An 11979-nucleotide genomic window follows, 5' to 3' on the forward strand; every position below is an offset into this window, starting at 1 on the left:
TGGACGGAAAAGCCCCCGGACGGCATGCCGTCCGGGGGCTTTCTCATGCAGTGCGTGATGCTTCAGCGCGGCAGCAGAATGGTCGATCCGGTCGTCTTGCGCGATTCGAGATCACGGTGCGCCTGCGCCACATCCGCCAGCGCATACCGCTGCCGCACATCGATCTTCACCTTGCCACTGCTGACCACATCAAACAGATCCGCAACCATCGGCTCCAGCAATTCACGATGTACCACATACGTCATCAACGTTGGCCGCGTCAGCCGCAGTGAACCCTTGTTGCCAAGCACCGAGATATCAAACGGGGGCACCGGTCCGGAAGCACTCCCGAAGCTCACCATCGTCCCACGCGGCGCCAGGCAATCCAGCGAGCCACGGAAGGTGTCCGCGCCGATCGAGTCATACACGGCCGGCACGCCCTTGCCGCCAGTGATTTCCTTTACCCGATCCACGAACGATTCACGCGTGTAGACGACGGTATGCGTGCAGCCATGCGCGCGCGCCAGCTCCGCCTTCTCGTCGCTGCCGACCGTGCCGATCACCGTGACGCCAAGCGCCTTCAGCCATTGGCAAGCGATCAGCCCGACGCCGCCGGCCGCGGCATGCAGCAGCACCGTGTCGCCAGCCTGAACGCGATAGCTGTCGCGAATCAGGTACTGCACGGTCAGACCCTGCAGCATCATCGCCGCGCCCTGCTCGAACGAGATCGATTCGGGCAGGCGCACCACGATATCGGCCGGCATCACACGCACCTGCGAATAGGCGCCGTTCGGGCGGCCAGCGTAGGCCACGCGGTCGCCCACGCTCAGGTGTGCCACGCCCTCGCCCACCGCTTCGACCACGCCCGCGCCTTCCATGCCCAGCCCACCAGGCAGCGGCTGCTTGTAGAGGCCGGTGCGGAAATAGACGTCGATAAAGTTCAGGCCCACCGCTTCATGACGCACACGAACTTCGCCCGGGCCGGGCTCGCCCACTTCCACATCGACCCACTGCATCACTTCCGGTCCGCCGGTCTGTTCGATCCGGATGGCTTTGGTCATTGGCATGTCTTCTGTCTCGATATGGGCTTCGTTCAGGGCTGCGCTTCGACGCGGCTCAGCTCGGCGATCAGCAGGTCGGCCGTGGCCACGTTGGTCGCGCACGGCACGTTGTGCACGTCGCAGGCGCGCACCAGCGCATTGATGTCCGGTTCGTGCGGCTGCGGCGTCATCGGATCGCGCAGGAAGATTACGGCACGCACGCGCCCTTCCGCGAGTTGCGCGCCGATCTGCAGGTCGCCGCCCCACGGCCCCGACAGCATGCGGGTCACATCGAGCTTGACTTCATCGATCAGCCGGCCGCCGGTGGTGCCGGTCGCGAGCAGTTCGCACTGCGAAAGGAATTCGCGGTGACGCGTGGCAAAGGCAACGATGTCGTCTTTCTTGTGGTCGTGTGCAATCAGGGCGATACGTGGGCGGGTCATCAAGAATCCTTGTTGCGGTAAGCGACTGCGGGTGGAGTGCGGCCAGTACCGGGGCCGCGCCGGGTTCAGAACGTGCCGGGGTAGGCGCCGCCGTCGAGCAGGATGTTCTGCGCCGTGATGTACGCGGCCTGTCGGCTGCACAGGAACGCACACGTTGCACCGAACTCGGCCGGGTCGCCGAAGCGCCGCGACGGGTTCAGCGCGGCGCGGCGTTGCGCGACTTCATCCACGGTCAGGTTCGCCTTCTGGGCGGCGCCTTCCATGGTCTTGAACAGGCGGTCGGTATTGAACGGCCCCGGCAGCAGGTTGTTGACGGTCACGCCGTGCTGCGCCACTTCGCGCGCCAGGCCGGCGATGAAGCCGGTCAGGCCCGAGCGCGCGCCGTTGGACAGGCCCAGCACATCGATCGGCGCCTTCACCGCGCCGCTCGTGATGTTGATGATGCGGCCCCACTTGCGCGCGATCATGCCGTCGACGGTGGCCTTGATCAGTTCGATCGGGGTCAGCATGTTGGCGTCGAGCGCGGCCAGCCACGCTTCGCGGTCCCAGTCGCGGAAATTGCCCGGTGGCGGGCCGCCGGCGTTGTTAACGAGGATATCGAGGTCGCCAAGCTTGGCCACGGCGTCCAGCGCGGCCTTGCGGCCTTCCGGCTTGGTGATGTCCGTGGCCACGGCGACCACGCGGCGGCCATGGCGTGCACGCAGGCCCGCGGCGGCCTTTTCCAGCGCCTCGGCGCCGCGCGCCACGATCACGACATCAACGCCTTCGGCCGCCAGCGCGTCCGCGCAGGCGAAACCAAGGCCCTTGCTCGCGCCACACACCAGTGCATGCTTGCCACGCAGTCCCAGATCCATTTCTCGCTCTCCTTGTTGGCTTGTTTGCTTGTATAGCTTTCAGGTTCGCTGTCGTCGCGCGGCTTGGTGCGTTATCACGCTTTGCGCGCCGACAGCAGGTACATTCCGCCCAATACCAGTGCACTGCCCGCGAGCTGCACGCCGCTGACCGGTTCGTCGAGCAGCCAGAACGCGAGGAACAGCGTCGACACCGGGCCGACCATGCCGGCCTGCGAGGCCATCGGCGCGCCGATGCGGGCCACGGCCACCATCGTCATCGACACGGGCAGCACGGTGCAGAACACCGCGTTGACGAGTGACAGCCACATCACTGGCGCCGGCTGCGCGAGTTCGGCCACGGGGCGCCCGAGCGCCAGGTACTGCAGTACGCAGCATGCCGTGGACACGCACATTGCGTAGGCCACCAGCCGCAGCGAGCCAATGCGCTGCACCAGCTCGCCGCTCAGGATCAGGTAGATACCATACGTCAAGGCGCTGCCCAGCACCAGCGCGCCACCAAGCCACACCCTGGCGCCGCTGACATCGAGATCATGCGCAAACACCAGCACAATGCCCGCATAGGCCAGCAGCAGCGATATCCATTGGCGCGCGGCGATCGGACGCCGGAACAGCAGCGCCGTGGCCAGCAGCACGAACGACGGCGTCAGGAACAGGATCAGCCGTTCAAGCCCTGCGGTGATGTACTGCAAGCCCAGGAAATCCATGAAGCTCGACAGGTAATAACCGATGAAGCCGAGGAACACCACACGCGCACGGTCCGCCCACGACAGCGCGGGCAGGCGCCGCGACTGCCACCAGCCGATCGCCATGAACAGCGGCACGGCGAACAGCATGCGCAGCGTGATCACCATGACGGCATCGACGTTGTAGCGGTACATCAGCTTGGCGACGATGGCCTTGGCGGAAAACAGCATGGCGCCAATGGCCGCGATGGCCAGGCCCGAACGCTGCGACGACGGCAGCGCGGCGGGCATGGCAAGGGATTTCTGTGAAGCTGGCACGGGGAAATACGAGGGGACAAAGCGGCCGCCGCAGCCGTGGCCGGCCGGGTCGGCAAAGACGACCAGACGATTGTATGCGAAAAGAGGCATTGGCATCGGCCTACCACCGGGTATGCCTCCGCGCGGGCGCATTTGCCTACAATGGGCGCTTCCGCGCGCGGCCGGCAAGCGGCCACGCGCGGGCAGAACAACACAACCCGTACGAGGAGATTCCCGCACCATGCCGCAACGCCCTGCCCTTCGCCGCCGCCGCACTACGCTGATCGCCCTGTCGCTCGGTGCCGCCGCGGCCGCCACGCTCGGCACCCTGCCGCTGGCTGCCAGCGCGGCCGACGCGTTTCCGTCCAAGCCGATCCGCTTTGTCGTCCCGTACGCGGCCGGCGGCACCACGGATCTCGTGGCACGCACCGTCGGCCAGCGCGTCGCGGAAAAACTGGGCCAGCCCGTGGTCATCGAGAACCGGCCAGGCGCCGGTGGCAACATCGGCATGGAAGCCGTGGCCAAGGCCCCGGCCGATGGCTACACCATTGGCTTCGGTGCGATCTCGACCAACGCGTTGAATCCGCATATCTACAAGCACGTCCCGTTCGACCCGCGCAAGGACTTCACGGCCATCAGCCTGCTCGGCACGTCGACGATCGTGCTGGAAGTGAGCGCGTCGCTGCCGGTCAAGACTGTGCCCGAGCTGATCGCCTACGCCAAGGCGCATCCGGGTCTCACGTACGCGACCGCCGGCACCGGCACGTCGATGCACCTGGCCGGCGCGATGTTCTCGCAGATGACGCAGACGGGCCTCACGCACGTGCCGTACAAGGGCAGCAGTCCGGCGATCAACGACATGCTGGGCGGCCATATCGGCGTGATGTTCGACAACTTGCCCGCTTCGTTGCCGCATATCCAGGCAGGCAAGCTGCGCGCGCTGGCCGTCGCTGGCAAGAGCCGTTCGCCGTCGCTGCCTGACGTGCCCACGCTAGCGGAAGCCGGCCTGTCCGGCTATGCGGTGGAACCGTGGTTCGGCGTCTATGGTCCGGCCAACCTGCCCGCGTCCGTGGTGCAGGCACTCAACGCCGCCTTCGTCGAAGCGCTGGGCCGCGCCGACGTGCGCGAAAAACTCACGCAGGCCGGCTTCAACCCGAAGGGCTCGAGCGCCGTGGAACTCCAGACCCTGACGCTGCAGGAGTACGACCGCTTCGGCAAGGTGGCGAAATCCGCTGCCATCACGGTCGAATAAGCAGGTTCGCCGGTATACTCGGGGGCACACTTTCCATCGCAGTACGATCGACGTGCCCTCCTCTTCCGACCAGCCTGCCGGCAGCGACACCGGCTACGACTTCACCGAACAGGTGGGCCATCTGCTGCGCCGCGCGTATCAGCGCCACGTGGCCATCTTCCAGCAGACCATTCCCGATTCGCAGCTTACGGCTGCGCAATTCGTCGTGCTGTGCGCGGTCAGGGACCGGCAACCGTGTTCACTGAATGAAGTGGTACGCGCCACGGCGATCGACCAGGCGACGGTGCGCGGCATCATCGAGCGGCTGAAGGCACGCAAGCTGATCTCGGTGTCGCACGATCCGAATGACCGGCGCAAGGTGGTGGTGACGGTGACGGACGATGGCCTCGCATTGATCGACGAGACGGTGCCGTTTGCGAAGCAGATCTCGGAGCAGACGTTTGGTGCCCTGAATCCGGCGGAGCGGGTGGCGGTGACTTATCTGCTGCGCAAGATGAGCGAGATTGATGAGGGGAACGGTGGTAGTTGAGCAGCCCCGCTAGTAGTGCCGCCGGTTTGCTCCCCTCTCCCGCCAGCGGGAAGGGAGCAAGACAGCGGATTGCTAGGGGCGTCGGCCTTGTAGCGCCGCCAACACCGTCTCCGGCACAAACGGCGGCCGTCTCAGCCGAACACCCGTCGCATCAAACAGCGCATTCGCAATCGCCGGCGCTCCCGGCAATGATGCCGATTCGCCCGCTCCCATCGGCGGCTCTGACTGCCTCGGCATCAGCAGCACCTCGATCGGTGGAATCTCCGGAAAGGTCAGCAACGGATAGCCGCCCCATTCGCGACTGGCCACACCGTCGCCATCAAAGCGCACCTGCTCCTTGAGCACGCGGCTCAGCGTCTGCAAGACGTTGCCGTGGATCTGGTGACGTACGCCGTCCGGGTTGACCATCATACCGGTGTCCTGACCCACGAAGATCTTCCTGACGACGATCTGTCCACTGGCGACATCGACCGACAGATCGAGAATCCACGCAGCCCATGCCGCGCCGAAGCCTGGGAAACGGCTGTGGATATATCGCGCATACGCGACGCCGCGGCCGTGCAGTTTTCCGTTCGCATCGGGCACGCCGCGCGAACCGTTCGCACCGCGTTGCCAGCCCGCGGCCTCTGCCACGGCACGCAGCAGGTCAGCCGCGCGATTGTCGGGGAGATGTCGCAAGCGGAAATCCACCGGGTCCACACCCGCTTCTGCCGCCAGTTCATCGATCATGGATTCATGCGCGAACGTATTCGGCAGCGCCGATACGCCACGCAACCACGATGCGCGCACGATCGCCGGGGTGTCGTCGCAGCGGATGCGGCGGCCGGAGTAGGCATACGGCGGTACCGCGGTGCGATCGCCCATCTCAAGCATGCGCGGCGCATTCGGCAACTGTCCGGTGAGCAGCAGCGCGAGCGTCGGTGCATCGTTGGACGGATAGCGGCTGACGAAGTCGTAGCCAAGCAGTTCACCATTGCTGCCGAGCGTGGCGCTGACATCCATGAGCTGCGCCGCGCCCTTGGGCTCCCACAGGTGTTCCTGCTCGCGCGATAGCTGCACGCGTACGGGACGGCCGACCGCGCGCGACAGCAGCACGGCGTCGGCGCAAACGTCGTCGGCACAGTTGCGACCGTAGCAGCCGGCGGCTTCCATGCGGACGATCTCGATGCTGCCCTCGCCCAGTCCGGACAAGCGCGCCAGATCGATACGCAGTACATGCGGATTCTGCGTGCCGGACCACACGGTCAGGCCATCTTCGCGCCAGTGGGCTACGGCGCATGACGGCCCGATCGAGCCATGCATCTGGTAAGGCCAGGTGTAGTGGCGTTCGAGCGTGGTGCCAGCGTCGGGTGCGGGCATCTCGCCATCATCGAGCAGTTCACGGCGCGTGGCGGGGTTGGCGCGCAGCGCGGGCTCGGGATCGTCGAGCGCAGGCAACGGGGGCACCGGCTTCCAATGCACGCGCAGGCGGCGCGCGGCCATCACCGCATATTCCTCGCGCTCGGCTACCACGCCGATGAAGTCGCCCTGCACCACGATGTCCACCAGCCCCGGTACATCGCGCACGGAATTGCGATCGACGTCGAGCAAGCTCGTGCCGACGAAATCGCCGCTGTCGCGGCCGGCGTACGGCGGGCGCACCACGCGGCCGTGCAGCATGCCGGGCACGCGCACGTCATGCACGAAGGTCAGCACGCCGCGCGCCTTGTCGGGGATATCCACACGGCCTGCGCCGCGGCCGACGATACGGTACGACTCGACAGGCTTGGTCTGTACATCATCCGCGAGTGGCAGCTCGACGTGCTCGTCGGCCACCAACGCACCGTAGCCGATACCGTGCTGCGTCCCCTTCACGCGGAACACACCGTCGTCGGCTTCGAGCGCATCCGCTGCTACGCCGAGCTGGTTCGCCGCGCGCGCCTGCAGCCACGCGCGAGCCTGGGCCGCTGCACGCCGCAATGGAATTGCCGAAATCTGGATCGATGCGCTCGCGATCGTCGGACCCTGGTTGGGCGTCGCGTCGGTATGGCCGAGCACCATGCGCACGCGCGCGAGCGGCACGTCGAGTTCTTCTGCGACGATCTGCGCGAGTGCGGTACGGATGCCAGTGCCCAGATCCACGTGGCCATTGAAAGCCAGCACTTCGCCGGTGTCACGTACGGCGACGAAGATATCGGGCAGCGCCGGCACATAGTCGGAAGCCGCACCGGGCTGGCCCGCCGCCGGTCGCGCCGCGGCCTGCGGCGCACGCGTGATCAGCAGCACGCCACGCGCCTGCAGCAGCGCCAGGCGCTGCACGCGCGGGGTGGGGGCCTCCGCCTCGCGAACGGTATCGAGGATGGTCGAAGTCATGGGTCGATTATTTTTGCCGCTTTGCGTGGGGCGGCACCCGCTATGCCACCGTTATACTGCCTTCCAACAGACATCATGATGCCAAGCCATCCAACATGACCATCAAGACCGCAACCCAGCGCGCGGCAGTCGGAACGCGCGCCCGGCAGGCGCAGGACAGCCGTGACCGGATCCTGAAGGCGGCCATCAAGGTCTTTGCGCAGCGCGGTTACGACGGCGGACGCATCGAACGCATTTCCTCGCTCGCCAAGACCTACGACCGGATGATCTATTACTACTTCGGCAGCAAGGAAAAGCTGTTCGTCGAAGTGCTCGAGACCATCTACCTGCAGCTCAACGAAGCCGAGCAGAAACTCGAAGGCGAACTCGACGCTGCCGATCCGGTGCGCGCCCTGTCGCAACTGATCGACTTCATCTGGCACTACTACCTGGAGCATCCGGAGTTCGTCGCGATCCTGACCAGCGAGAACATCAGCCAGGGCAAGCACGCGCGCAAGTCGGTGCGGTTGCGCGAGATCTCCAGCTACGCGTTGTCCGTGCTCGACGGCATTCTGTCGCGCGGCAAGGCGGCGGGACTGTTCCGGCCCGACGCCGGCGCGCGAGACGTCTACATGGTCATCGCCTCGCTCGGCTACTTCTACAACTCGAACCATCATACGCTCAGCGCCTTCCTGGGCGAGCCGATGATGGGCGCGCCCGCGCTCGCGCATTGGCGCGATGTGATCCAGCAGACAGTGCTGCGCGCGGTGGCAGTGCCGGGCGCCGTTCCCGACGCCCCGCCCGCGCCGCCTGCCGGCAAATCGGCGAAGGCCAGGCGCGCCGCCGCAGGCTGAGCGTCGCATCAGGCGCACGGCCGCGGGTCGCAACGCGACTCAGGCTGCCGCGCTCACGCCGGCCGGCGCCGCCTTGGCGATCTGCGCGAGCGCTTCATCCCGGGTCAGCACGGTGGCGTACTTCTGCCCCATGTCGAACAGGTTCGCCGCATGCGGCCCGAGCGCGCGGTCGCCCACGCAGTCCGACACCACCAGCGGACGAAAGCCGAGCGACATCGCGTCGACCACGCTCGCGCGCACACATCCGCTGGTCACGCAACCGGCGACCAGCAGCGTCTGCACGCCACGCTGCGTGAGCCACGCCGCCAACGACGTGCCGAAGAACGCCGAGGGCACGGTCTTGCGCACTACATACTCGCCCGCAGCGGGTGCCAGCTCCGGCACGATGGCGCTGTTGTGGCTGTCTTCCTTCAGCGTCAGCATGCCGGGCACCTTCAGCGTGAAGATGTTGTGGTCCGCATCGTCATCGGCAAACACGATCCGGCTGTGCGCGACCGGCCAGCCCTCCTGGCGCGCCGCGCGCAGCAGTGGCTGCGTATTGCGGATCGCCTCCGGAATATTGCCGCCGCCGAACACCGCCGGATCGGCAAAGCCGTTGACGAAATCGATGATCAGCAGCCCGTATGGCGGGCGCAGTTCCATGGCGGTGCCGAAGCCTTGCCGCTGGTAGGTCTGGACTTCGTCATGCATGGCGTGCTTCCTTGAACAGTGTGTTGACCGTGGCGTGGTGGCCGTCCGTCACCTTGCCGCGAACCACCACCGGCTCGCCGTCGAGCGTGACGGTGCAGTGGCGTACGGGAATATCGATATGGCAGGCCGTGGTACGGCTTCCACCGGCTTCGTTGTTGGGGCCGAACGAGCACAGGAAGTTGCCCTCGTACGCACGCGCATCCATGCCGATGGTGGCTTCGCGGTCGTACATGGCCAGCGCCGACCAGCTCGCGCGCGGCTGCAGGCCCCAGCCGATATGCGACATCGCATAGGCTTCCGGATCGTTGAACGACGCCATGTAGTTGGCCAGCAGCTCGGCATCGAGCCCGCCTTCGATGGCCCTCACGTAACCGGCCTCGAGCGTGATGCGGATCGGCTGCTGGATATACGACTTCATCGGCAGCAGGATGTCGCCACGATCCAGCACGATAGTGCCGTGGGTGCCGCCCTCGTTCGGCCACGTCAGCACGAAGCCGCTCGGCCAGTGGTCCCAGCGGCCGGGCTCGTCGACGAAGCCATATTCGCTGATCGCCGGGAATTCCCCAAGGCTGCAGCGCAGGTCCATGCCCGCGTGGGACACGATATGCATTTCCCGCGCGCGCGAAAGCCGCGCCGTTGCCGCCTTTACGCGCTTGCGGTCGGCTTCCGTCGGGACCATGCGCGCGAGCACCTCAGGCGGCTCCACCGCGAGCAGGATCTTCGTGCCACTGCTCAGGATGTCATGCTGCTCGGGCGAGAACAGCAGCGTCATCAGGTCGAGCACAAGATCGCTCGCCTTGAGCGCGGCGATCGCGGCCGGGTTACCGGTCAGCGGCGTGGTGCCGAGATAGGCCAGCGCATCGCGGCTCAGCGCCTTCTCGCCATTGACGGGCGGCAGGTCGAGCCGGTTGACGATGGCACCCATCGACGCCGCCGCCACCATGGCGGTGCGCAGCGTCTGCGGATGCGTGGCGGCACCGGTCAGCACCGTGACGGTCTGGCCGGCTTCGAGCTTCGACAGCGTGAGCACCTGCTTCCACGCCTGGGTCAGGTCGTAATCGCTTACGGGCATGTTCGCTCCTCCGATCGCGGATATCAGGCCGCAGGCAACGCGGCGCCGAGGAAATCGCCGAAGGCACGGTAGAAGCCGGCCTCGTCGTCCCACGGGATCATGTGGCCCGCATCTGGCACGTGACTCACCAGTACGCCGGGCACGAGCTTGCGGATTTCCTCGACGTCTTCGGCACGGATTACGTCGCCACGCCCGGCAGTCATCAGGAGCGTGGGTACCCTCACGTGCGGCAGGTCCGCGTGGATGTCGTCTTCGTGAAAGCCATTGAAGCTGGCGAGGATGGCGCGCTCGTCGCACGTGTGCAGCCATTCGGCGCGCAGGCGCAACTGATCTTCGGTCCACGTCGGGCAGAAGCGGCGCATGCCTTCGGCGTCGATGCCTGCGCGGGCAAGGCAGATCGAATCGATGTACCACGGCAGTTGCGCGGGATAGGCGCGTCGGCCGGGGCCGGAGACAGGCGGATCGACCATCACCAGACGCGTGAGTCCCGCCGGGTGCTGGCGCGCGGCGCGCACGCCGATGCGACCGCCCATCGAGTGACCGACGATGGCGTAGCGCTGCAGCCCCAATGCTTGCGCGAACGCGATCACGTCAGCGGCTTGTGCATCGAGGCTGTAGTCGAGCGTGTCGCTGGCCTCAGACAACCCACGGCCGCGTACATCCAGCACATAGGTATCGAAGCGCTGGCCGAACTGCTCGCCGACGAAGCCCCACGTAATAGCCGGGCTCGTGATGCCCGGCACGATGATCACGGCATCGCGCGATGCCCGTTCGCCATCGTTGCCGCCATAGCGCAGGTAATGCTGGCGGATGCCGTTGGCATTGACATTGCCGCCGTAGAGGAAGGTGCTCATGGCGCAGGCCTCAGTAGGCGCCGGACAGCAGCGCACCGGCGCCCGGCACGACCGGCTCGAGGTCCAGCGCGCGAAGCATGGCGTAGGTCGTGGCAATGGCCGCGGTGATCACCGGCTTGCCGGTCATCGCCTCCACCTTCGCCACAGCCGGCAGCGAAGGCATCTGCACGCACGCCGACAGCACGATGGCATCGACATCGGCAATGTTCATCTGCGCGACGATGCCGGGCAGCTTCGCCGGATCATGGCGACCGACTTCCAGGTTGTCCGGAATCTCGAGCGCGCGGTAGTCGACGACTTCATAACCCTCATTGCGGATGTAGTCGACGACCAGTTCGGTCAGCGGCTTCATGTACGGCGCGACAACAGCGATACGCTTCGCACCGATCACCTTCAGTGCATCGACCAGCGCGCCAGCACTGGTAATCACCGGCGCATCACCGCCGTTCTCAGTCGTGTGCGCTTTCAGGCGCTGCTCGGACGTGCGGTGGTAGCCGTGGCCCATCGCCATGATCGCAACCAGGCAGGCATAGCCGAGCACGTCGACGCGCGCATCGGAAAGCTCGACGGCGCAGCGATCGGATTCGGCATCCATCGCGGCCAGTTCTTCCTTGACCACCTTCTTCATGCGCATGCGGCTCGAATGGAAGGTGAACCGTTCGGGGCGGATCTGCTGCCGCGCGGTCAGCATGGCCGGGATCTCGGTTTCCATCGTGGTGTTGGAGCTCGGCACGATCTGGCCGATTCGGAAAACTTTCTGCACTGTCGACTCCGTCATCTGAGTGTCTGGGGAACGCCTGTCTACCCGCCGCTCCCGGCATTGATTGCGCCGGACGTCCGCGGTTGCGATTGATTGTAGTGTACACACTCTATATCCGCAAACAGATTCTGCGCGTGGCCAAGAGCACTCATTCAGTGCACGCTGAACATATAAATCCCCATATTCGCGCATGATTTAGCCGTCTCAGAGCATCATGCTATTTCCATCACATCAACCTAAGGGTTTTCCATAGGTTCAAGAAAATCTATCTTTACCTCGCATTTTTGAGTGTGTACACTCGTTTTCAACAACTGGCCGAGAACGGCCCTCACACTCATCGA

General features: G+C 65.7%; 12 protein-coding genes. 3 read left to right on the forward strand and 9 right to left on the reverse strand.

The features are described from left to right. Positions 1-62: 62 nt before the first annotated feature. The 4 genes from K2O51_RS25725 to K2O51_RS25740 form a co-directional block, all read right to left on the reverse strand. Positions 63-1040, reverse strand: a complete 978-nt coding sequence (locus K2O51_RS25725) for a quinone oxidoreductase family protein (protein WP_041679680.1) — start codon at positions 1038-1040, stop codon at positions 63-65. 32 nt (positions 1041-1072) lie between these two features. Beyond that, complete coding sequence (locus K2O51_RS25730) at positions 1073-1465, reverse strand: methylglyoxal synthase (protein ID WP_011298653.1); 393 nt, start codon at positions 1463-1465, stop codon at positions 1073-1075. Between the two features lie 62 nt (positions 1466-1527). Further along, positions 1528-2316, reverse strand: a complete 789-nt coding sequence (locus K2O51_RS25735) for an SDR family oxidoreductase (protein WP_011298654.1) — start codon at positions 2314-2316, stop codon at positions 1528-1530. Between the two features lie 74 nt (positions 2317-2390). Then, entirely contained in the window at positions 2391-3290 is a 900-nt protein-coding gene (locus K2O51_RS25740) for a DMT family transporter (RefSeq protein ID WP_011298655.1), read from the reverse strand. 247 nt (positions 3291-3537) lie between these two features. Between K2O51_RS25740 and K2O51_RS25745 the strand changes: the two genes are divergently transcribed. Next, entirely contained in the window at positions 3538-4548 is a 1011-nt protein-coding gene (locus K2O51_RS25745) for a Bug family tripartite tricarboxylate transporter substrate binding protein (RefSeq protein WP_140952323.1), read from the forward strand. Between the two features lie 52 nt (positions 4549-4600). Then, positions 4601-5077 (forward strand): MarR family winged helix-turn-helix transcriptional regulator, encoded by a 477-nt coding sequence (locus K2O51_RS25750; protein WP_011298657.1) that lies wholly within the window; start codon positions 4601-4603, stop codon positions 5075-5077. Between the two features lie 72 nt (positions 5078-5149). On the opposite strand, the gene K2O51_RS25755 is transcribed toward K2O51_RS25750, so the two are convergent. Then, the gene (locus tag K2O51_RS25755) at positions 5150-7429 is read right to left on the reverse strand and encodes a xanthine dehydrogenase family protein molybdopterin-binding subunit (RefSeq protein WP_220630939.1); all 2280 of its coding nucleotides are present in this window, start codon (positions 7427-7429) and stop codon (positions 5150-5152) included. A gap of 95 nt (positions 7430-7524) precedes the next feature. Here K2O51_RS25755 and K2O51_RS25760 point away from each other — a divergent pair, with 95 nt between their 5' ends. Beyond that, on the forward strand, positions 7525-8262 hold the full coding sequence (locus K2O51_RS25760; protein ID WP_220630940.1) for a TetR/AcrR family transcriptional regulator: 738 nt from the start codon (positions 7525-7527) through the stop codon (positions 8260-8262). 39 nt (positions 8263-8301) lie between these two features. On the opposite strand, the gene K2O51_RS25765 is transcribed toward K2O51_RS25760, so the two are convergent. The 4 genes from K2O51_RS25765 to K2O51_RS25780 are packed head-to-tail and all read right to left on the reverse strand — an operon-like array spanning position 8302 to position 11641. Continuing rightward, positions 8302-8952: an N-carbamoylsarcosine amidohydrolase gene (locus K2O51_RS25765; RefSeq protein WP_011298660.1), complete on the reverse strand. Its 651-nt coding sequence runs from the start codon at positions 8950-8952 to the stop codon at positions 8302-8304. Beyond that, positions 8945-10024: a 2,5-dihydroxypyridine 5,6-dioxygenase NicX family protein gene (locus tag K2O51_RS25770; RefSeq protein ID WP_220630941.1), complete on the reverse strand. Its 1080-nt coding sequence runs from the start codon at positions 10022-10024 to the stop codon at positions 8945-8947. The genes K2O51_RS25765 and K2O51_RS25770 overlap by 8 nt, the downstream gene beginning before the upstream one ends. A gap of 23 nt (positions 10025-10047) precedes the next feature. Then, on the reverse strand, positions 10048-10878 hold the full coding sequence (locus K2O51_RS25775) for an alpha/beta fold hydrolase (RefSeq protein ID WP_220630942.1): 831 nt from the start codon (positions 10876-10878) through the stop codon (positions 10048-10050). Between the two features lie 10 nt (positions 10879-10888). Beyond that, positions 10889-11641 (reverse strand): maleate cis-trans isomerase family protein, encoded by a 753-nt coding sequence (locus tag K2O51_RS25780; protein WP_011298663.1) that lies wholly within the window; start codon positions 11639-11641, stop codon positions 10889-10891. Positions 11642-11979: the final 338 nt, after the last annotated feature.

The sequence above is a fragment of the Cupriavidus pinatubonensis genome (genome assembly GCF_019602855.1).
GTDB lineage: Bacteria > Pseudomonadota > Gammaproteobacteria > Burkholderiales > Burkholderiaceae > Cupriavidus > Cupriavidus pinatubonensis.

What these genes read in the sequence shown, in the direction of transcription:
- K2O51_RS25760 (WP_220630940.1), top strand. Translation starts at nt 7,525, where the DNA reads ATGACCATCAAGACCGCAACCCAGCGCGCGGCAGTCGGAACGCGCGCC.
- K2O51_RS25755 (WP_220630939.1), bottom strand. Translation starts at nt 7,429, where the DNA reads ATGACTTCGACCATCCTCGATACCGTTCGCGAGGCGGAGGCCCCCACC.
- K2O51_RS25775 (WP_220630942.1), bottom strand. Translation starts at nt 10,878, where the DNA reads ATGAGCACCTTCCTCTACGGCGGCAATGTCAATGCCAACGGCATCCGC.
- K2O51_RS25735 (WP_011298654.1), bottom strand. Translation starts at nt 2,316, where the DNA reads ATGGATCTGGGACTGCGTGGCAAGCATGCACTGGTGTGTGGCGCGAGC.
- K2O51_RS25725 (WP_041679680.1), bottom strand. Translation starts at nt 1,040, where the DNA reads ATGACCAAAGCCATCCGGATCGAACAGACCGGCGGACCGGAAGTGATG.
- K2O51_RS25765 (WP_011298660.1), bottom strand. Translation starts at nt 8,952, where the DNA reads ATGCATGACGAAGTCCAGACCTACCAGCGGCAAGGCTTCGGCACCGCC.
- K2O51_RS25745 (WP_140952323.1), top strand. Translation starts at nt 3,538, where the DNA reads ATGCCGCAACGCCCTGCCCTTCGCCGCCGCCGCACTACGCTGATCGCC.
- K2O51_RS25740 (WP_011298655.1), bottom strand. Translation starts at nt 3,290, where the DNA reads ATGCCCGCCGCGCTGCCGTCGTCGCAGCGTTCGGGCCTGGCCATCGCG.
- K2O51_RS25770 (WP_220630941.1), bottom strand. Translation starts at nt 10,024, where the DNA reads ATGCCCGTAAGCGATTACGACCTGACCCAGGCGTGGAAGCAGGTGCTC.